This is a genomic window from Mesorhizobium sp. AR07 (genome assembly GCF_024746815.1).
Lineage (GTDB): Bacteria > Pseudomonadota > Alphaproteobacteria > Rhizobiales > Rhizobiaceae > Mesorhizobium.
In genome coordinates this window covers 1,789,932-1,810,167 of record NZ_CP080525.1, presented here as the reverse complement: position 1 = coordinate 1,810,167, position 20,236 = coordinate 1,789,932, and the positions used below count along the sequence as shown (strand labels likewise).

Sequence of the window (20,236 nt, the reverse complement as noted above, 5' to 3'; positions counted from 1 at the left end):
CCTGTGTGCACACGCTAGCCCCAGGGGGAGAAGGTCTGTGCTACACCGGCCTGTAAACTCGCTCCGCCGTGTTCCAGAAAATATCCGCCTCGGCGGCCGCGCCATGCTTGGCCACCGCAGCGCGGTGCGCCTCGATTAGCTCGGCGTGGCTGGTCCAGAGTTTCTCGATCGGGAAGTTCGAGCCGAACATCAAATGGTCCGCGCCCAGGATGTCGATCGCATTGTCGACGATGTATGCGATCAGCGCCGGATCGTTGCGATGGACGAAGGTGCCGAGGCCTGACAGCTTGGCGTAGACATTGGGCGCTGCCGACAGCGTGCGCAGACCTGCTTTCCAGGCCTCGGTGGTTTCGGGCTCCATGCCGGTCAGCATGCCGGCATGGGTGAGGATGAAATTGGTATCCGGGTTCTCGCCGACCAGCGTCAGGCCGTCCTTCATCTGGGCGGGAAAAAGCTGCAGGTCGAAGGACAGGCCATAGTCCTTCAGCCGCGCGACGTTGGCGCGCACCTTCGGGTCGATGACCTGAGCGGCCGAGGCGGCGAAGCGGAAGGCCGGCGTCTCATGCCAGTGCAACTGCATGCGCACGCCGCGCAGCAAGGGGTATTTCATCAGCCGGTCAATCTGAGGTCTGACGTCGTCCACCGTCATGTCGGCGTAGCCAACGATGGCCTGCGGCCAGCCGGTTTCGTCAGCCGTCTTCTGCAGGAAGGCGACCTCTTTCTCAAAATCCTCCTTGGCCCAGTTGGTCTGGACGTAGACGGCCTTCTCGACGCCGGAACCTTTCTGGTCGGCCAGAAATTCCTCAATCGGGTAGTCGCGGCGGATCGGCTCATAGGGACCGAAGATGCGCGGCACCATCGGCACGACCAGCCAGGGCTGGTCTTTCTGGCGCCAGATGTGGAAATGCGCGTCGATTGCTTTCTGCATCAGGAAACCCTCTTCCAGATTGCCGTCGCCGCCGGGGCAGGGCGCGCGAGTGACAGGATGAAATCGGTGAGGCCCCTGAGCGACGAGCCATCGATGAGATCGTCGAGCACCGGCAGGATGGCGCTGAGTGCCGCCGTTGCCGGCTTGAAGCGCGGGTCACCGGCCAGCGGCGTCGCCAGTGAAAGCCTGAAGGCGCGGGCGCTCAGCCGGCGCATCGCGGTCTCCAGTTCGGCATGGTCGCCGCGCTCCAGCGCATCGGAGAGGATGACAACCGCGGCACCGCGTGCGAAGGACGAGAAGCGCGGCACCGACAGGAAGGCGAGCAGCGTCGGCCCCATGCGGGTGCCGCCGTCCCAATCGTCGACCTGGGCCGCCGCACGGGCCAGCGCCTGGTCGCGGTCGCGAATGCGAAGTGCGGCGGTGATGCGGGTCAGCCGTGTTCCGAAGGTGAAGATTTCGGCCCGGTCGGCACCTTGCACCGCTGCATGCGCCAGCTTGAGATAATCGGACGTGTGCAGCTTCATCGAGCCGGAGATATCGATCAGGATCAGTAGCTTGCGCGGCACGGCCTGGCGGCGACGCAGCAGCGGCGAGGGCACGTCGCCATCGGCGCAGACGATTTCCCTGAGCGACCGGCGCAGATCGAGCTTGCCGCGCGAATGCGTGCGCACGGTGCGGAAGGAGCGGCGGGCGGGCAGGGCGGAAGCGAGCTTGCGGCGGAAGGCGCCCAAGCCATCGTCGTCGCGCTGGAAGTCGCGGGTGCTCAGCTGTTCGGCGCCTGAGGACAGCTCGCCGCCTTGCTGCTGGCTGACCACCTCGATCTCTTCCTGGCTCGCGCCGCCATCGTCCTTGATGCGGGTTTCCTCGTCTGCTTCGCCTTCGACCACGGCATCGGCGTTGCCGTAAAAATGGCTCTGGAAATGCGCCTCGAATTCGCCGTGGCGGTCGGGCGGCGGCGCCAGCATGGCGAGCGCTGCCTCGCGTATGTCGGCCATCGAGCGCGGCCCGAGCAATGTCACAGCCTGCATGAAGCCGGAGACCTGTTCCGGTGCGACGGCAAAGCCGTGGCGGCGCAGCAGCCGGCCGAAGCCGAGCAAGGGTGCGGCGGCGTGGGGCAGGGCGCTCACGCCAAGGCCTCCTCGACAATCCGGCCAAGCTCCGGCGCGATGTAGGACAGATCTTCCTCGTCCTTGATCAGCACGCCGATGGCACGGCGGAACGCTTCCGGCCACGGGCTGCCGCCCTTTTCCAAAATGGTGGCGGCGTTGGCCCATTCGACCGCCTCGGCGATGCCGGGCGGCTTGGCCAGTGGCCGGGCGCGGATGGTCTGCACGGCTGTCGCCACCGCGCGTGCGGTGCTTTCAGCGACATCGCCCGCGCGCAGCATGATGATGGCGGCCTCACGCTCGGCGTCGGGATAGCCAATCCAGTGATAGACGCAGCGCCGGCGCAGCGCCTCGGCCAGTTCGCGGGTGCGGTTCGAGGTCAGGATGACGATCGGCTGTGCCGTGGCGCGGATGGTGCCGCGCTCGGGAATGCTGATCTGAAAATCGGAGAGGAATTCCAAAAGCAGCGCTTCGAATTCATGGTCCGAACGGTCGATCTCATCGACCAGCAGCACGCGCTGCCCGGGCGCCTTCAGCACCTGCAGAAGCGGCCGGGCGATCAGGAAACGATCGTCATAGATGTCGATCTCGTGCTCGCCGGCATGACGGATGGCGAGCAACTGGCGCTGGTAGTTCCATTCGTAAAGCGCGTGCGCGGCGTCGATGCCTTCATAGCATTGCAGCCGCACCAGATCGCGGCCGAGCAGCTGCGCGATCGCCTTGGCCGCTTCCGTCTTGCCAACGCCCGGCGCGCCTTCGAGCAGCAGCGGCTTACCCAGCCGGATCGCAAGAAAGATGGCGGTCGAAAGGCTCTCATCGGCCAGATAGCGCGAGGCGGCCAGCTGCTCCGCCACCGCCTCCGGCGAGGCTGCTGATGTCTCGGCGTTCACTTCTGGCATTTCGACCACTCAGTTCGGCGCTTGCGCCTTGAGCGCGCGCAAAATGCGCTCCGGCGTGATCGGTAGCGTGTCGATGCGCACGCCGACGGCGTCGAAGACGGCATTGGCGACCGCCGGGATTTGCGGGTTGGCGCACATTTCGCCCGGCCCCTTGGCGCCATAAGGCCCGTCAGCGGAGGGACGCTCCAGCACGATGATCTCGGTCTCGGCGAGGTCGCCCGGGCCGGGCATCAGATACTGGTTGAAGTCGGTGCCGCCATGGTCACGGTTGGGGTAGTAGGGCTCTGTCGTCTCGTAGAGCGCGTGGCTGATGCCCATCCACGAGCCGCCGACCAGCTGCTGCTCGACCATTTTGGGGTTCAGCGCCCGGCCGATCTCGAAGATGTTCTTCACCGTCAGCACGGTGACCTCGCCGGTCTCGTCGTCGACCTCGACCTCGGCCACGGTGCAAGCGTGCGCATAGCAGGTCGACGGCTTCATCGCTCCGGTTTCCTTCTCGGGATAGGAGCGCGGGATCAGGAACATGCCGCGGCCGGAAATCGAGCGGCCGCGCTTGAAATGTGCCGACAGCGCGACATCGAAAATCGAGATCGACTTCTGGGGCGCGCCCTTGACCAGGATGTTGCCCTGGCCGTCTGTTTCGAGGTCGGAGGCGTTGACCTCCAGTTCTTCTGCGGCCACTTCCAGCATCACTTGCCGGGCTTCCTTGGCGGCCTGGATGACGGCGTTTCCGGCGCGGTGCGTGCCGCGCGACGCGAAGGTGCCCATGCAGTGCGGGCCGGTGTCGGTGTCGGCGGTGTCGACGACGACGCGGCCGGTCGGCACACCGATCGTCTCGGCGCAGATCTGCGCCATGATCTGCTTCATGCCCTGGCCGAGATCGACTGACGACAGCGTGACCATGAAATTGCCGGTCGGCGTCGAATGCACCAACGCCTGGGTCGGGTCGCCGCCTAGGTTCATGCCGGTCGGATAGTTGATCGCGGCGACGCCGCGTCCGCGCCTGATCGCCATCTCAAGCTCCCTTCGCGTAGGACGACATCGCCAGGTATTTTTCCGCCAGCGGCCAGTTGGCAGCGCGCGAGGCTTCCTGCATGCACTCGATCAGCGCCGCGCCTTCGGTCGGCTGGCGATGCGCCTTCATGTCGCCGTCGCGATAAGCGTTGATGAAGCGGAATTCGAGCGGGTCCATGCCGATCAGCCGCGCCAGCTTGTCCATCTGCACCTCCAGCGCGAAATCGCCGATGGTGACGCCGAAGCCGCGCATGGCCGAGGACGGCGTTCGGTTGGTGTAGACGCAGTACGTGTCGATCCAGACATTGGGGATGGTGTAGGGGCCGGGGTAATGCCCGGCGCCTTTCTGGGCGCCATAGGGCGAGTGGCGCGAATAGGCGCCGGCATCGGTGTAGCCGGTGACTTTGCGGGCGACGATGCGGCCGTCCTTCATGACGCCGTCCTTGATCACCACCTTTTCGGCGGCGCGTGGCGAGGAGATCTGCATCTCCTCCTCGCGGCTGTAGATGAAGGAGACCGGACGACCGGTGAGCTTGGCGCCGAGGATGGCGATCGGTTCGACGATGACGTCGACCTTGCCGCCAAAGCCGCCGCCGACGGTGCCTCCGACGAAATGCAATTTGTTGCCCGGCATCTGCAGGATAATCGAGGTGTTGTCGAGGCTGAAGAACATCGCCTGCGTGTTGGTGTAGCAGGTGAAGCGGTCATTGCCTTCAGGCATCACGACGCAGCCGGTGGTCTCGGTCGGCGCATGCTCGATCGGCGAGGACTGGTAGCTCTGTTCCAGGATGTGATCGGCGCCGGCAAAGCCCGCCTCGACATCGCCGAAGCGCACCTTGCGGCACTCGCCGCTGTCATAGAGGTAGTAGTTCTGGCCGTGATATTCGTTGATCAGCGGCGCGCCGGGTCTCAGCGCCTCTTCCATGTCGAAGACGGCCGGCAGCACTTCATAGTCGACCTTCACCTTGGCGGCGGCCTCCTGAGCGGCACGCTCGGTCTCGGCCAGCACCGCCACCACGGCTTCGCCCTTCCAGCGCACCTTGCCGTCTGCCAGCACCGTCTCGTCCTCCGGCCCGATCTGGATCAGGATCAGGATGGTGTAGACATTGTGCGGCACATCTTTCGCGGTGAGGATTTTGACCACGCCGGGATGTTTTTCCGCCTCCGAGGTATCGATCGAGCGGATGCGGGCATGGTGATGCGGGCTGCGCACCATCTTCAGGTGCAGCATGCCGGGGAAATTGCGGTCGGCGAAGAAGGCGGTCTTGCCGGTGACATGGCCGGGAGAATCCGAGCGAGGCCGAGGCTGGCCGATCTCGTGCAGATCGTCCTTGCGGACATCGGCGAAGTAGCTCTTGCGCAGTTCCATTTTGCTTGCCTCAGGCCGCGTTTTGCGAATTGGAACGGGCGGCGGTCAGCACCGCCTGGATGATCGGCTCGTAGCCGGTGCAGCGGCAGATGTTGCCCGACAGCGCCTCGACCACCTCGTCGCGGCTGGGGTTGGGCGTGTGGTCAAGCAGCACCTTGGCAGCCATGATCATGCCTGGCGTGCAGAAGCCGCATTGCGTCGCGAAGGCATCGAGGAAGGCGCGCTGCAGCGGGTGCAGAACACCGCCTTCCGAAAGCCCCGACGTCGTGATGATGGCCGCCCCGTTGCAGGTCTCGGCCAGCGTGAGGCAGGACAGCCTGAGCTCGCCATCGATGATGACGGAGCAGGCGCCACAGGTGCCCTGGTGGCAGCCGCCTTTCGGCGAGGTGTCGCCAATCTTGTCGCGCAAGGCATGAAGCAGCGTCGTGCCGCTGTCGATGAATTCGGCTTTTTCCGCGCCATTGAGCGTGAACTGAACCGGGACCTTTGCCATGTTTTCCCTCCTTGCGCGCCTGCCCGATTGATCGGACAGACGCGCGCCCCCCGACAGGTGATTAGCTGAGCAGCAGCCGGCCGAGATGGACCGGCAGCACTTCGTTGCGATACCAGGCGCTGGCGATCGGATCGGTGGCTGGCGAGGTGCCGTCGTTGATGACGGCCAAGGCCGGCGCGATGCCGTCTTTCGTCAGGCTTCGGCCGATCAGCGCTTTCTCCGCTGCCCTGGCGCGGATTGGCCGGTCGGCCATGCAGCCCAGCGCAATCCGTGCCGAGGACACGGTGCCGTCGCCAGCCAGCTGAAGCACTGCGGCGATGCTCAGCACCGAAACACCCTTCGGCTTGACCCTCGACACTTTCAGGAAGCGAAAACCGTCAGCCTGTGGAAGCGCGAAGTCCACCGAAGTGATAATGGCGCAGCTGCCATCCCGCTTGGCCAGGAAGGTCTCGATCGGAACCGCGCCGTCGTCGGTGCTGACCGTGGCATTGAGCGCCAGCAGGGCAACGGCGAAATCGCCATAAGGCGTTGGTGCGAACAGGTTGCCGCCGACGGTGGCCATGTTGCGGACCGCCGGGCCTCCGACGGCGCGCGCGGCGCGGGCGATGGCGCCAAGTTCCGGATGGCGGGCGATCGCCGCCATGGTCACCGAAGCGCCGATGCGGACTTTGCCGCCCGTGACCTCGATGGCGAACAGGGTTGGATCCGTCGAGCGAACGAGGCCGGAGACCGAAATGTCGCCCTCATTGGCGGCGCGCACGACCAGCGTGCCGCCACCGAGATAGCGGGTCCCTGCGGATTTCAGGGCCGCGTTGGCGTCCTTCACCGTTGCAAATGTCTGCAGTGCTAGCGCCACGGCTGGCTCCTTCAGTTCTGGCCGGCGAAATGGCTCTTCAGCGCGTTGAAGCCGCCTTGGAAGACATTGGCGCCCATGCCTTCGGCCAGCTTGCCGGCTTCCTCGGGCGCTGCGTCGAAGCTGGCTGTCCATTCGGCATAGGTGCGGTCGCCATCCGTCACGCGCCTGAGCTGTAGCGTCGCCTTGTGATTGGTGAGCGGCTGCGGCGTCTCCAGGATGGAGTAGCTGACGAGGAAATTCTGATCAGAGAAATCGAGCAGCTTTTCGCGGATGCGGGCGCCGCTGGCGAGCTGGAAATTGCGCACGCAGCCGATCGTCGAGGCATCCTTGCCGTCCTCGATATGGCTTTCGACCATGCGCGGATGCCAGCTTGGCAGGCCGTTGAAGTCGCGTATGCGGGCCCAGACCTTTTCGACGGACGCGTCGATGACGCTGGAGATGGTGACTTTCGCCATATCAGATGTTCCCTTGCAAACGCGACAGTTGGGCAAGGGTAGGGCGGCCATTTGAGGGACGCTTATCAATGCGTCTTGAGCCCGTATCAAGGAGTCTGAAAAAGGGTGGGAGTCTGAAAAAAGGTGGCGGGCGGTCGGCTCAGGCGATCATCCGCGCCGCTTCGCGGTAGAGCGTCGGCGGCACGCCGACATGGTCGCGGAAGAAGCGCGAAAAATTGCCTTGCGTGGTGAAGCCGAGATTGCAGGCGACCGAAATCAGCGGCTCCTGCGACCACTGCAATTGCCGCACCGCTTCCTCCATGCGCAGCGTGTTCCAGTAGACATTGGGCGTCAGATTGGTCTGTTCCTTGAACAGGGCGAAGAAATGCGGTCGCGACAGGCCGACGCTGCGCGCCACGTCGTCGAAGCAGATGCGCTCGCAGACATTGGCCTTCATCAGCTGGATGGCCTTGCGGACGCGGAAATCCTGCATGGTGTTGATGCGCACGCGCGCCTGCTGCGGCGCCGACGCATCGGCGGCATCGAGCACGCTGTCGACGAAGCGCTCGATCTCGTAGTTGGCGACATCGTCGACGCTTTCATTGTCGCCGAGGCGATCGAGCAGATTGGCGGCGGCCTGGTGCAGCCATGGCTCCAGTGTGATCGCGGCCTGCGAGAAAAGCGGCGCGGACGAAGGCAGGTCGCGGCGGCGACGCGCCCAGTCGGGGTCGACGTAAAAAGCGAGGAACAGGCCCGGTGTGCCGTTCTGCGACAGGACATGGCTGTGCGGCTGGAAGGAGTTGATGCCGGCGGCGGTGCGAGGTCCAAGCCGTACCGTCTCGCGGCCGATGGTCATTTCGCCGGCCGTGCCGTCCAGCCAGATGATCAGATGGGCCTCGACATGGGCATGGGTGACGAAGTCGCTTGCGACATTCAGGACAGAAACATGTCCGAACCGGCCCCAGTAGAGCCTGATCGCTTCCGTCATGGGTGTTTCCTCCCGCAGACGACTGGCCTCCCTTCGCCTGCTGGGGGATTGTGCGGCGGAGTTCGGCGCCACGTCAAGGCGCGGGGCCTGTGGAGAGGGCGGGTGACAGCCGATGGCGGTGGATTTTCAGACTGAGCGATAGGCACTGGAACGAATAACGGTGGGCCGTACCTCTGGCCCGAACCTAGACCGACGCCGTCATGCCGCCGTCGACGTACAGCGTATGGCCGTTGACGAAGGACGATGCGTCGGAGGCGAGGAACACGGCGGCGCCGATCAGCTCCTCGACATTGCCCCAGCGTCCGGCCGGCGTGCGCTTTTCCAGCCAGGCGGAGAATTCGGGATTGTCGACCAGCGCCTGGTTCATCTCGGTGCGGAAATAACCCGGCGCGATCGCATTGATCTGCAGGCCATGTTTTGCCCAATCGGCACACATGCCCCGGGTCAGGTTGCGGATCGCACCCTTGGTTGCGGTGTAGGGCGCGATGTTCGGCCTGGCGAGTTCGCTCTGCACCGAGCCGATGTTGATGATCTTGCCCTTGCCGCGCGCGATCATGTGGCGAGCAACCGCCTTGCCGGCATGGAAGGCGCCCGACACATTGGTCTTGAACAGCCGCTCCCATTGCTCTTCTGGAAAATCCTCGAGCGGAGCGCGGAACTGCACGCCGGCATTGTTGACGAGGATGTCGATGGCGCCGATCTCGCCCTCGATGCGGGCAACGTCGTCATTGACCGCGCGAAAATCGGTAACGTCGAAGGTCGAAGCATGCGCCTTGAAGCCGGCATCGCGCAGCTTCGCGACCGCGCCATCGACCTTGCCTGGATCGCGGCCGTTGAGGACCACGCTTGCCCCATGTTCGGCCAGGCCCCGCGCCAGGGCAAAGCCAATACCTTGGCCGGAGCCGGTGATCAGCGCCAGCCGCCCCTGGAGGCTGAACAGCGAGTTTGACATCGGATCGTCCCGGCTTAGTCGCTACGGCGGAAATTGCGGATGCGGTCGAACAGCACCGCCAGCAGGATGGCGCCGCCGATGAAGACGCCTTGCCAGAAGGCATTGATGCCGAGCAGACCGAGGCTGTTGCGGATCACCTCGATCAGCGCCGCGCCGACAATGGCGCCGAAGGCGGTGCCGACGCCGCCGGCCAGGTTGGCGCCACCGATGACGGTGGCGGCGATGACCTGAAGCTCCATGCCGGTGCCGATGTTGGTGGTGACGGCGCCGAGCCAACCGGTTTCGATGATGCCGGCAATGCCCGCCGACAGCGCCGAGATCATGTAGACGGCGACCTTGATCTGGCGCACCGGCACGCCGGTCAGCGTCGCCGCATGCTCATTGCCGCCAATGGCGAAGATGTGCCGGCCGAATTTGGTCCAGCGCAAGGTGAAGCCGGTGATCAGCGCCAGCACGATGGTGTAGAGCACCGGATTGGCGATGCCGAACACCCAGGCGCCGCCGCCCAGCGCCAAGAGCTTGTCGTGGTCGGGGCCGAACTGGAAGACGACGGTGTTGTTGGACGCGACCATGGCCAGGCTGCGGGCGATCGACAGCATGCCGAGCGTCACCACGAACGGTGGAAAGCCGAGATAGGCGATCAGGATGCCGTTGAAGGCGCCAATGGCGAGCGCGGTGGCGATCGAAGCCATGATGCCGACCTCGATCGAGTAGCCGGCATGCATGGTGACCGCCAGCACCATCGACGACAGGCACAGCACCGAGCCGACCGACAGGTCGATGCCGCCGGTGATGATGACGAAGGTCATGCCGAGCGCGATGATGGCGACGAAGGTGACGTTGCGGGTGATGTTGTAGAGGTTCTTCGACGTGGCGAAGGCGTCGGTGGCAAACGACAGGAACAGGCAGGCGAGGATGACGGCGATCACCACCCAGAAGGTCTGGCTGGCAAATAGCCTCGCCGGCAAGGATTGCTGCTTGTGCTCGATCGGCTGGTCAATTGTCAGTGCCATCGTTGGCCTTCATCTGCTGCCATGGTGAAAACGCTTGCAGTCATACCTGTTCGATGGCGCCGGTGATCAGCCCGGTGACTTCCTCGGGCGAACTCGACGCGATCGTCTTGTCGGCGACCTTGCGGCCGCGCCGCATAACTATGACGCGGTCGGCGACGGTGAAGACGTCGGGCATGCGGTGGCTGATCAGCACGACTGATATGCCCTGGTCGCGCAAATGGCGGATCAAGTTTAACACTTCGGCGACCTGGCGCACAGAGATCGCCGCCGTCGGCTCGTCCATCAGCACGATCCTGGCTTGCGACAGCATGGTACGGGCGATTGCCACCGCCTGGCGCTGGCCGCCGGACATCTGCTTGACGAGGTCGCGCGGACGGGTCTCGGATTTGAGCTCGGCGAAGATCTGGCCGGCGCGCTTGTACATCGAGGCGTAGTCGAGAATGCGGAACGGGCCGACGCCGCGGCGCAGTTCGCGGCCGAGATAGACATTCGCCGCCGCGGTCAGATTGTTGCAGAGCGCCAGATCCTGGTGGACGATCTCGATGCCGTGCTGGCGCGCCTCGACCGGCTTGTGCAGGATCAATTCCTTGTCGTCCATGCGCATGCTGCCGTGGCTCGGGCGGAAATTGCCGGCGATCATCTTCACCAGCGTCGACTTGCCGGCGCCGTTGTCGCCCATCAGCCCAACCACCTGTCCGGCCTCGATCGATAGCGATACGTCGTTGACCGCCTGGATGGCGCCGAAATGCTTCGAGATGTTGGAGAGTTCGAGAACCGCCACCAGCCTTTGCCTCCCCGTGCCTGCCTGCTTTCCCGGTGGTCCGGGCTCGGCTTTCGCTGCGCTCTATCCAGCTCCTCCCGGAAACAGCGCTGCCGTGCATCTACGCAAATGCCGGCGCAGGCGTCAATTGTCAGACGAATAAGAGCCGGCAATTGTCGGACGAATGAGGGTCGGTTGTCGTTGGGGAGGATGGGGCCTGTTTCGAAAAATCTGTTTTGTAGGACAAATGGCATTGACGTTGGCTGCGCGCCGATATTAGCTGAGCATCGGAGGAGTAGTCTGCCGATCCCATGCCGGTTTGCCGCGCGGGATCAGCTGAGGATTGTCGGTCTGTTTCGACCTGGCTGACCGACATGAAAATACCTATCGACCTGGCGTACGACATGAGCGCTCGCGCAACGACCCTCCGTCATCTCGCATCCGGTCGATCTGTGTGGCGGGCACGCCGTGTCCGTCTGTTTCAAGGGAGGATTGACATGAGGAAATCACTTTTGCTCGCCGCCGCCGCCATGATGGTGATGGGCGCCGGGCCGGCTTTGGCCAAGAAGCAGCTCGTCATTGTCGTGAAAGGTCTCGACAATCCGTTCTTCGAAGCCATTCACCAGGGCTGCGAGAAATGGAACAAGGAAAACGCCAGCTCGGAGTATGAATGCTTCTACACCGGCCCGGCGTCGACTTCCGACGAAGCCGGCGAGGCGCAGATCGTCCAAGACATGCTGAGCAAGCCCGACACCGTGGCGATGGCGATTTCGCCGTCCAACGCGCCACTGATCGCGCAGACGATCAAGACAGCCAATCCGACGATCCCGATCATGACCGTTGACGCGGACCTGACCAAGGCTGATGCGGCCCTGCGCAAGACCTATCTCGGCACCGACAACTATTTGATGGGTCACAAGATCGGTGAGTACATCAAGAAGGCCAAGCCGAAGGGCGGCACGATCTGCACCATCGAGGGCAATCCCGCGGCCGACAACATCCTGCGTCGTGCGCAAGGCATGCGTGACGCGCTGTCGGGCAAGGAAGGCCTCGCGGCGCTGGCCGGCGAAGGCGGCTGGACCGAAGTCGCCGGCTGCCCAGTGTTCACCAATGACGACGGCGCCAAGGGCGTGCAGGCGATGACCGACATCCTCGCCGCCAATCCCAAGCTCGATGCTTTCGGCATCATGGGCGGTTGGCCGCTGTTTGGCGCACCGCAGCCTTACCGCGACCTGATCGGGCCGCTCAAGGACAAGCTGGCCAGCAACGATTTCGTCATCGGCGCCGCCGACACGATCGGCGACGAAGTGGCGATCGCCAAGGATGGCCTCGTGACCGCCCTGGTCGGCCAGCGGCCATTCGAAATGGGCTACAAGGCGCCATCGGTGATGATCGATCTCATCGAAGGCAAGAAAGTCGCCGATCCGGTGTTCACCGGCCTCGACGAATGCACCAAGGACACGGTTGACACCTGCATCCAGAAGTAGGGTCTCGATTTCGGGGCGCTCGGCAACGGGCGCCCCGTCCATTCCCGAACGGGACGCGGCGGTTGGGGCAACCGGCCCCGGCTTTGACGCGCCCATGATCTGGAATTTTCGGCAACGAAATCGGCGCGGCGTGGAGGTTCGGATCATTCCGGACGACAACGGCCGACGCATTGGAACGTGGATGCCGGACGACAAGTCAAAGAAGCGAGCCGACAGGGCCAAGGCACAAGCCGGCGGCCGCCCGGCTGTCGTGCGAAGGGCCGGTGCAGTGCACTTTCCGGGTGCGAGCGTCCATGCCTCGCTGGCCAGCGAGATTGGTCTGCGGATTGTGCGCGGCGACTATCCGCCCGGCACCATCTTGCCCAACGAGGCCAAATGGGCCGAGACCTTCAATGTCAGCCGTTCGGCAGTGCGCGAAGCCATCAAGATGCTGATGGCCAAGAGCCTGTTGGCGTCACGTCCCAAGATCGGCAGCTGGGTCGAGCCGAAAGAGCGCTGGAACCTGCTCGACCGTGACGTGCTGGCTTGGTACGCGACGGCGCCCGATCGCGAGGCTTTCCTGCGCACCGTGCAGGAGTTTCGCCACATCATCGAGCCGGAAGCGTCGGCCTTTGCCGCGCTGCGGCGCAGCGACGAGCAGATGGCGGAGATCAGCCTGGCCTGCCGCGATATGGGTGAGGCATCGAGCCTGCAGGAGCGTGTCCGCGCCGACACGCGCTTCCATCTCGCCATTCTGCGCGCCTGCGGCAACGACCTTCTGGTGCCGCTCGGCGTGCTGATCGAATCGGCGCTCGACCATCTCTTCGCCTTCACGACGCAGCAGGTCGGCGATCAGCGGCAGGCACAGAAGCTGCATGAGGCGATCGAGATGAACATCCGCCTGCGGCGTCCGGCAGCCGCGCGCAACGCCGTGCACAAGCTGCTCGAGAACACCGATGAAGGGATCGGGCGGTCAAGGCGGTGACCGGCGCCTGTGCCTCACTCAAATCGTCTGCTTCTTGCCATCCTTCGTCGGCATCAGGTCGACGCCGTTGACCTTGGCGATATGCGTCGCCAGCATCGGCACGAACTGCTCGGCCGGGCCGGTGGCGAAGGCGCCGGCAAAGGAATTCTTGGTGGCGTTGCCGAGCGGGTTGGCGATGCCTGCCGCACCCGCCATCGATTCCAGATAGGTCAGGTCCTTCAAAGCGTTGGCGATGGAAAATTTGTGCGCGTCGCGATCGCCCTCCAGCGTCCAGCGCATGAAGGTCTGGTAGAAGCCGCAATCCATGCGGCCGTTGCGGATGACGCTGTCGAAGCGCGGCGGCGAGATGCCGACCTTCTGCGCCAGCGCCAGCGCCTCGGAATAGATCGCGGCGTAGCCAAGCGAGATGAAGTTGTTGAGCAGCTTCATGCGGTGGCCGTCGCCCGTGTCGCCGATATGGACGATGCGGCCGGCCCAGGTTTCCAGCACCGGCTTCAGCCTGATAAAGACGGCGTCCGGCGCGCCGACCATGGCGTCCAGCGTGCCCTCCCAGGCCTCCTTTGGCGTGCGGCTCAGCGGCACGTCGACATAGTCGATGCCGAGCGCCTTGAGTTCGGCCGCAAGTGCTACGGTCGAGACCGGATCGGAGGTCGAGCAATCGACGACGACCGAGCCCTTCTTCAAGCCCTCCTTGAGGCCGCCGGGACCGCGAACGATGGCCTCGACCTCGCGCGAGCCGGTGACGCAGATGAAGACGATTGTTGATGCCGCCGCCACATCGCGCGAGGTCGATGCCTCCGTGGCGCCGCGGCCAAGCAGGTCTTCCGCCGCCTTGCGGTTCTTGCGACCGAGAAAGGTCAGGCTGTAGCCCTTGTCGACGATATTCTTGGCGATCCCGTGTCCCATCAGGCCGAGGCCGATGAAGCCGATCTTTTCGCTCGCGGCAGTCGTGTTCATGTCTTCAAATCCTGTTGCAATGATTGATGAGCAGCGCTGCCGTTTTGCAGGCGAGGGTGGTTGCGGATTGCGATATTGTCTGACAATACACATAAATCCCAGCGGATGTGGAGAGCAAAATGACGAAGCGGATCATGTTCACCGGCGGCAGCGGCAAGGCCGGACGCCATGTGGTGCAGTATCTGGTCGAGCAGGGCTGCCAGGTGCTCAACATCGACACCAAGCCGCTCGACAATCCCAAGGTGCGCACGCTGATCACCGACATCACCGACAGCGGACAGGTGTTCAACGCGCTGTCGAGCTATATGGGCCTGCACGAGTTCGACCCGTCGCTGCGCCCCCAGCCGGTCGATGCCGTGGTGCATTTCGCCGCCATCCCGCGCATCATGATCACCACCGACAACGAGGTGTTCCGCATCAATGCGCTCGGCACCTATAATGTCATCGAGGCGGCGGTGAAGCTCGGCATCCGCAAGGTGGTGATCGCCTCCAGCGAGACGACCTATGGGCTGGTGTTCGCCAACGAGCCGCGTGATCCCCGGTATTTCCCGCTCGACGAGGACTATGATGTCGATCCGATGGACAGCTACGCACTGTCCAAGGTCGTCAACGAGAAGACGGCGCGCGCGTTTGCGTTGCGTAGCGGCATCGACATCTACGCCTTGCGCATCGGCAACGTCATCGAGCCGCATGAATATTCGCTGTTTCCGAAATGGTTCGCCGATCCCGGTTTCCGCAAGCGCATCGCCTGGAGCTATGTCGACGCGCGCGACCTCGGGCAGATCACGCTGCGCGCCATCGAGAAGGACGGGCTCGGCTATCAGGTGTTCAACGCCGCCAATGACGACACCTCGTCCGACCTGTCGACCGCCGAACTCCTGAAGCGCTTCTACGCCAGCGTGCCGGTCCAGGGCGAACTCGGCGAGTACGAGACGCTGCTGTCGAACCGCAAGGCGCGCGATATCCTCGGCTTCCGTCCGGAGCACAGCTGGCGCAAATACGTCAACCAGGCCTGATCCGCAGGGGCGGCAGGGGGCTGATCTGTGCACAGCGGCCGGCTTTGCCGCCCGAGCCGCTTGCCGCGCTTGACAGCACCCTCAATCCGGACTTTCTGGAACCCATGCGGGACGCGAAGCCGAACAAGGAAAAATCGCCAGCGAAAGCGGCATCCACCGAGCGTCCGGCGGGCGTTCGCCGACCTGACGCGGCGCGTATTCCAGGTTCGAGTGTCCATGCTTCGCTGGCCAGCGAGATTGGTCTGCGGATCGTGCGCGGGGACTACCCGCCCGGCACCATCCTGCCCAATGAAGCGAAATGGTCGGAGACCTTCAGCGTCAGCCGTTCGGCGGTGCGTGAAGCGATCAAGATGCTGATGGCCAAGAGCCTGTTGGCGTCGCGCCCCAAGATCGGCAGTTGGGTCGAGCCGAAGGAGCGCTGGAACCTGCTCGATCGCGACGTGCTGGCCTGGTACGCGACGTCGCCCGACCGCGAGGTGTTCCTGAAGACCGTGCAGGAATTCCGCCATATCATCGAGCCGGAAGCGACCGCCTTTGCCGCCATGCGGCGGACCGACGAGCAGATGGCCGAGATCAGCCAGGCCTGCCGCGAGATGGGCGAGGCCACCAGCCTGCAAGAGCGCACGCGCGCCGACACGCGCTTTCACCTCGCCATCCTGCGCGCCTCGGGCAACGATCTTCTGGTGCCGCTTGGCGTGCTGATCGAATCCGCCTTCGATCACCTGTTCGCCTATACGACGCGGGAGCTGGACGATTTGCAGCACGCACAGAAGCTGCACGAGGCGATCGAGAAGAACATCCGCCTGCAACGGCCGGATGCGGCGCGCAATGCGGTGCGCAAGCTGCTGGCCAATACCGATGGCGTCATCCGTTCGCGCTAGGCGCCTGACGAGTCTGGGCCAATCCTCCTTCTCACGACGAAGGCGGTGCGCAGTTCGCCCTTGGTGTCCTCGAGCACTTTCTTGTGCGCGACAGGCAGGAAACTCCGCACATCGGCATCGGTTCCGACATCCGCCTTGGTCTGGAGCCACGGATTTGCCCGCCGTGGCGCTGCTGCGTGCCGCGAATGCGCCGATAGTGGTGCAAACGGCAGCCGATTTTTGAGACCGCCGACAGGAAACGCCTTGACCCGAACCGACTTGAGCCGGCCAAGCCCTGGCATCGACAGCACCTATGCCTGGGTGCGGTTGGCCATTTCGATGCTGCTGGCGACGATTGGCGCCGTGGGCATGTGGGCTGTTGTCGTGGTGCTGCCCGCCGTACAGGCCGAGTTCGGCGTCGATCGCGCGGCCGCGTCGATGCCCTACACCGCGACCATGGTCGGTTTCGCTGCCGGCAATGCGCTGGTCGGCCGCGCCATCGACCGTATGGGCTACTGGATCCCGGCGCTGCTCTCCTCGATTACACTCGCCGCCGGCTTCCTGCTGGCGTCGCTGAGCACATCGATCCTGCAGTTCACGCTGGTGCAGGGTGTCCTGATCGGTGTCGGCACGTCGGTGATCTTTGGGCCGCTGATCGCCGATATCTCGCACTGGTTCAATCGCCGCCGCGGTGTCGCGGTGACCGCTGCGGCGGCCGGCAACTACCTCGCCGGAGCGATATGGCCGACCATCATGCCGACGTTGATGAAGGCCGAAGGCTGGCGCTTCACCTATGCCGCCATCGGCGTCTTCTGCCTGGTGACCATGGTGCCGCTGGTACTGCTGCTGCGGCGTGGTGCTCCTCAAGCGGCCGCTGCAGGTTCGCCCGGCAGCCGGCCGGTGCAGCCGATCTCGCTGTCACCAGCGGCATTGCAGGTGTTGCTTGTGGTCGCCGGCCTTGGCTGTTGCGTGGCGATGTCGATGCCGCAGGTGCATATCGTCGCCTATTGCATGGATCTCGGCTACGGCATGGCGCATGGCGCCGACATGCTGTCGATCATGATGGCGGCCGGCGTCGTCAGCCGGCTGGCGTCCGGCTTTGTTGCCGACCGCATCGGCGGCGTGAAAACACTGCTGATCGGGTCGGTGCTGCAGTGCCTGTCGCTGCTGTTCTACATCCCGTTCGACGGGCTTGCCTCGCTCTACGTCGTGTCGCTGGTGTTCGGCCTGTCGCAAGGCGGCATCGTGCCTTGCTATGCGATCATCGTGCGCGAATACATGCCGGCCAGGGAGGCTGGGCAGCGCATCGGCATCGTCATGATGGCGACCATCTTCGGCATGGCGATCGGCGGCTGGATGTCGGGCTGGATCTACGACCTGACCGGCTCCTACGCCGCGGCGTTCCTCAACGGCATTGCCTGGAATCTGCTGAACATAGTGGCGATCGGGCTGTTGCTGTGGAAGGCAAGGCGCAGGGCTGCGGTGATGGCCTGAACGGGTCAGCTCGGTTCCCATTGCTTGACAAGGACGACAGGCTGCGCGACGCCAGCAGGCGAGTGAGCGGCAAAGCGGGCCGGTGGGATGGCGGCAGGAAAAATGATCGTATCGCGGCCGCGCCTTGGCGGATGCATTTCTGGGCGAGTGCGTCCTTGATCAAGCCGCGCTCACGCCGGGGCGGGGGCCGCCCGACCATTGCCGATGTCGCGCGCAAGGCCGGCGTCGGCGCCATCACCGTGTCGCGCGCCCTGCGCGAGCCGGAGCGTGTCTCCGAAGAGCTGCGCCGGCAGATCCAGGTCGCCGTCGACGAACTCGGCTATGTGCCGGACCCGAATGCGCGGGCGCTGGCCTCGGCGCGCGCCGAGGTGTTCGGCGTGCTGGTGCCGTCGCTCACCAACAACGTCTTTGCCGAGGTGGTGCGCGGCATCTATGACAGCCTGTCGGCCAGCCCGTTCCGCATCCAGCTCGGCAACACCCATTATTCCGGCCTCGAGGAAGAGCGGCTGCTGCAGCTGTTCGGCTCGCAGCGGCCGGCAGCGCTGATCGTCGCCGGCATCGACCAGACACCGGTGTCGCGAAAGCTGCTGGAAAACGCCGGCTGTCCGGTGGTGCAGGTCATGGAAACCGGACCCGACCCTGTCGACATGATGGTCGGCTTCTCGCATCTCGACGGCGGCAGGACGGCGACAGAACATCTGATCGAGGCGGGTTATCGCCGCATCGGCTTCATCGGGGCGCGCATGGACCCGCGCTCGCAGCGGCGCCTGGCCGGCTATCGCGCGGCGATGGAGAAAGCCGGCCTGTTCGACCCGCGCCTCGTCACCACCACGCCGGTGCTGTCCAGCGTGCCGCTCGGCCGTGAGCTGTTCCGCGACGCGCTGGCCAAGATGCCGACGCTGGATGGCGTCTTCTGCAACAATGACGACATCGCGCTCGGCGTGCTGTTCGAGTGCCATCGCGCCTCGATCGCGGTGCCGAAGACGATCGGCATCGTTGGCTTCAACGATCTCGACATGATGCAGGTGGCGTTCCCTTCGATCACCAGCGTCCGCACCTACCGGTATGAGATCGGCAGGCGTGCGGTCGCAATGGCGCTGTCGGCGATCGCCGGCAACAGGCCGGAACAACGGATCGTCGATCTCGGTTTCGAACTCAAGCGCCGCGAGAGCACCGCCCGTTGAAACACACAGAAGCGACTGTGTGAATGCCGGTTTACACAACGTCATGGTAGCGCTACCAATTGCCTACCGTGGAAACTTACGGCAAAAGCCAAGGCCTGTTTATTATATATAAGCGACAGCTAATGCTTGTTTATTATGTATAATATGATAGTTTTTGTTTCCGATTGAGAGGTGGCAAAGGAGGGCATCGGCTCGGCATTGGCGACTTAAAAAGCGCGACAGGCAAGGCGGGAGGTGTCTGGCCGGACGCGTGAAGTGCATGGCAGCCAACAACACTCAAAACTGCAACTGGGAGGAATGTCGATGATCAAGTCACTTGTTGGTGGCATCGTTGCCGCCACTGCATTCGTCATGCTCAACTCGGCCGCAATGGCCGCCGGCCCCGAAGTCGTGAAGGGACCTGCCGCCGAGGCGGACTGTTTCGCGCCCTGGGCCGCAGATACGCAGTTCTTCAAGTTTCCCAAAAAAAATGGCCCATACCGGATCGCGCTCGCCAACGGCTATATCGCCAACACCTGGCGCATCCAGATGATCCAGACCGCCAAGGCTTACGCAGCGCAAAAGGACGTCGCCGCCAAGCTGAAGGAATTCAAGGTGGTGTCGACCGGCGAGGATGTGCCGGCGCAGATTTCGGCGATCAACAACTTCATCGATTCCGGCTATGACGCCATTGTTGTCAACGCGCAGAACCCGACCGCTTTCGCGCCGGTCATCAAGCGCGCCAAGGAAGCCGGCGTCGTGCTGGTCGCCTTCGACAACATTCTCGATACCAAGGATGCCATCAACGTCAATGTCGATCAGAAGGGCCTCGGTGAGCTTTGGGGCAAATGGCTGATCAGCCATATACCCAATGGCGGCAAGATTCTTGAAGTGCGCGGCGTTGCCGGCACGTCGGTCGACACCGATCGTCATAATGGCATCCATGAGGTTCTCGACGCTTCGGGCAAGAAATGGGATGTCACCGAAGTCGCCGGCAAGTGGGACGATCCGACAGCGCAGAAGGTTACGGCTGACGCGATCGCCACCAACGGTCCGTTCGTCGGCATCACTGGCCAGGGTGGCGACACCGGCATCGTGCAGGCGATGATCGATGCCAAGCATCCCTTCGTACCGTTCGGCGGCGAAACAGAGAACGGGTTCCGCAAGTTCTGCGCGGCCCATGCAGCGGACGGGCTGAAATGCTCGTCAGCCGGTACCGGTCCGGCCCAGGTGGCGGTTGCCATCAAGACGGCGATCTCGGCGCTTGAAGGCAATGTCGTCCCGCAGTCGGTCAAGCTGCCGCTTGCGATCGTCGAGGATCCGAACTTCAAGGCAGGTCAGGATTTCTTCCCCGACCAGTCAGACAATTTCTTCGTCGGCAATTCCTTCCCGACCTGCGGTATCAATTTCACCGCTCAGGAAATCATGGGCCAGACCAAGGCTGACCAGTAGGCTGCACACCTGGCGCCGCGGGATCTCCCGC

20 protein-coding genes are annotated in these 20,236 nt (G+C 64.0%); 7 read left to right on the top strand and 13 right to left on the bottom strand.

Going from position 1 to position 20,236, the window contains the following annotated elements; translation table 11 throughout:
* Positions 1 to 40 precede the first annotated feature (40 nt).
* The 12 genes from BPNPMPFG_RS09165 to BPNPMPFG_RS09110 all read right to left on the bottom strand — a co-directional run bounded on the left by BPNPMPFG_RS09165 (position 41) and on the right by BPNPMPFG_RS09110 (position 10,833).
* The gene (locus BPNPMPFG_RS09165) at positions 41 to 928 is read right to left on the bottom strand and encodes an amidohydrolase family protein (RefSeq protein WP_258594852.1); all 888 of its coding nucleotides are present in this window, start codon (positions 926 to 928) and stop codon (positions 41 to 43) included.
* Entirely contained in the window at positions 928 to 2,046 is a 1,119-nt protein-coding gene (locus tag BPNPMPFG_RS09160; RefSeq protein WP_258596683.1) for a vWA domain-containing protein, read from the bottom strand. The genes BPNPMPFG_RS09165 and BPNPMPFG_RS09160 overlap by 1 nt, the downstream gene beginning before the upstream one ends.
* A 5-nt stretch (positions 2,047 to 2,051) precedes the next feature.
* A complete protein-coding gene (locus tag BPNPMPFG_RS09155) occupies positions 2,052 to 2,933 on the bottom strand; it encodes an AAA family ATPase (RefSeq protein WP_258594849.1) in 882 nt (293 codons plus the stop codon).
* A 9-nt stretch (positions 2,934 to 2,942) separates the two neighbouring features.
* A complete protein-coding gene (locus tag BPNPMPFG_RS09150; RefSeq protein ID WP_258594847.1) occupies positions 2,943 to 3,947 on the bottom strand; it encodes a xanthine dehydrogenase family protein molybdopterin-binding subunit in 1,005 nt (334 codons plus the stop codon).
* A 1-nt stretch (position 3,948) separates the two neighbouring features.
* Positions 3,949 to 5,316, bottom strand: a complete 1,368-nt coding sequence (locus tag BPNPMPFG_RS09145) for a xanthine dehydrogenase family protein molybdopterin-binding subunit (RefSeq protein ID WP_258594845.1) — start codon at positions 5,314 to 5,316, stop codon at positions 3,949 to 3,951.
* A 10-nt stretch (positions 5,317 to 5,326) separates the two neighbouring features.
* Positions 5,327 to 5,809, bottom strand: a complete 483-nt coding sequence (locus tag BPNPMPFG_RS09140; RefSeq protein WP_258594844.1) for a (2Fe-2S)-binding protein — start codon at positions 5,807 to 5,809, stop codon at positions 5,327 to 5,329.
* A gap of 61 nt (positions 5,810 to 5,870) precedes the next feature.
* Positions 5,871 to 6,665, bottom strand: a complete 795-nt coding sequence (locus BPNPMPFG_RS09135; RefSeq protein ID WP_258594843.1) for an FAD binding domain-containing protein — start codon at positions 6,663 to 6,665, stop codon at positions 5,871 to 5,873.
* Between the two features lie 11 nt (positions 6,666 to 6,676).
* Entirely contained in the window at positions 6,677 to 7,120 is a 444-nt protein-coding gene (locus BPNPMPFG_RS09130; RefSeq protein ID WP_258594841.1) for an SRPBCC family protein, read from the bottom strand.
* Between the two features lie 139 nt (positions 7,121 to 7,259).
* Positions 7,260 to 8,087: a helix-turn-helix domain-containing protein gene (locus BPNPMPFG_RS09125; protein WP_258594840.1), complete on the bottom strand. Its 828-nt coding sequence runs from the start codon at positions 8,085 to 8,087 to the stop codon at positions 7,260 to 7,262.
* A gap of 184 nt (positions 8,088 to 8,271) precedes the next feature.
* On the bottom strand, positions 8,272 to 9,039 hold the full coding sequence (locus BPNPMPFG_RS09120) for an SDR family oxidoreductase (RefSeq protein WP_258594839.1): 768 nt from the start codon (positions 9,037 to 9,039) through the stop codon (positions 8,272 to 8,274).
* Positions 9,040 to 9,053: 14 nt separating this feature from the next.
* Positions 9,054 to 10,052 carry an ABC transporter permease gene (locus tag BPNPMPFG_RS09115; protein WP_258594838.1) on the bottom strand — a complete coding sequence of 333 codons (999 nt, stop codon included), beginning with the start codon at positions 10,050 to 10,052 and terminating at the stop codon, positions 9,054 to 9,056.
* Between the two features lie 40 nt (positions 10,053 to 10,092).
* Positions 10,093 to 10,833 carry an ATP-binding cassette domain-containing protein gene (locus BPNPMPFG_RS09110; RefSeq protein WP_258594836.1) on the bottom strand — a complete coding sequence of 247 codons (741 nt, stop codon included), beginning with the start codon at positions 10,831 to 10,833 and terminating at the stop codon, positions 10,093 to 10,095.
* Between the two features lie 476 nt (positions 10,834 to 11,309).
* Here BPNPMPFG_RS09110 and BPNPMPFG_RS09105 point away from each other — a divergent pair, with 476 nt between their 5' ends.
* Complete coding sequence (locus BPNPMPFG_RS09105; RefSeq protein WP_258594835.1) at positions 11,310 to 12,299, top strand: sugar-binding protein; 990 nt, start codon at positions 11,310 to 11,312, stop codon at positions 12,297 to 12,299.
* A gap of 181 nt (positions 12,300 to 12,480) precedes the next feature.
* On the top strand, positions 12,481 to 13,263 hold the full coding sequence (locus BPNPMPFG_RS09100) for a FadR/GntR family transcriptional regulator (RefSeq protein ID WP_258594833.1): 783 nt from the start codon (positions 12,481 to 12,483) through the stop codon (positions 13,261 to 13,263).
* An 18-nt stretch (positions 13,264 to 13,281) separates the two neighbouring features.
* Here the strand turns inward: BPNPMPFG_RS09100 and BPNPMPFG_RS09095 are convergent, their stop codons facing one another.
* Entirely contained in the window at positions 13,282 to 14,220 is a 939-nt protein-coding gene (locus BPNPMPFG_RS09095) for an NAD(P)-dependent oxidoreductase (RefSeq protein WP_258594831.1), read from the bottom strand.
* A gap of 119 nt (positions 14,221 to 14,339) precedes the next feature.
* Between BPNPMPFG_RS09095 and BPNPMPFG_RS09090 the strand changes: the two genes are divergently transcribed.
* From BPNPMPFG_RS09090 to BPNPMPFG_RS09070, 5 genes are all read left to right on the top strand, one after another.
* Positions 14,340 to 15,236, top strand: coding sequence for an NAD-dependent epimerase/dehydratase family protein (locus BPNPMPFG_RS09090; RefSeq protein ID WP_258594829.1), 897 nt, complete (start codon positions 14,340 to 14,342; stop codon positions 15,234 to 15,236).
* Positions 15,237 to 15,340: 104 nt separating this feature from the next.
* On the top strand, positions 15,341 to 16,117 hold the full coding sequence (locus BPNPMPFG_RS09085; protein ID WP_258594828.1) for a FadR/GntR family transcriptional regulator: 777 nt from the start codon (positions 15,341 to 15,343) through the stop codon (positions 16,115 to 16,117).
* A gap of 243 nt (positions 16,118 to 16,360) precedes the next feature.
* Complete coding sequence (locus BPNPMPFG_RS09080; protein WP_258594826.1) at positions 16,361 to 17,590, top strand: MFS transporter; 1,230 nt, start codon at positions 16,361 to 16,363, stop codon at positions 17,588 to 17,590.
* A 131-nt stretch (positions 17,591 to 17,721) separates the two neighbouring features.
* Entirely contained in the window at positions 17,722 to 18,774 is a 1,053-nt protein-coding gene (gene gntR, locus BPNPMPFG_RS09075; protein ID WP_258596681.1) for an HTH-type transcriptional regulator GntR, read from the top strand.
* Positions 18,775 to 19,077: 303 nt separating this feature from the next.
* Positions 19,078 to 20,205, top strand: a complete 1,128-nt coding sequence (locus BPNPMPFG_RS09070; protein ID WP_258594825.1) for a sugar ABC transporter substrate-binding protein — start codon at positions 19,078 to 19,080, stop codon at positions 20,203 to 20,205.
* Positions 20,206 to 20,236: the final 31 nt, after the last annotated feature.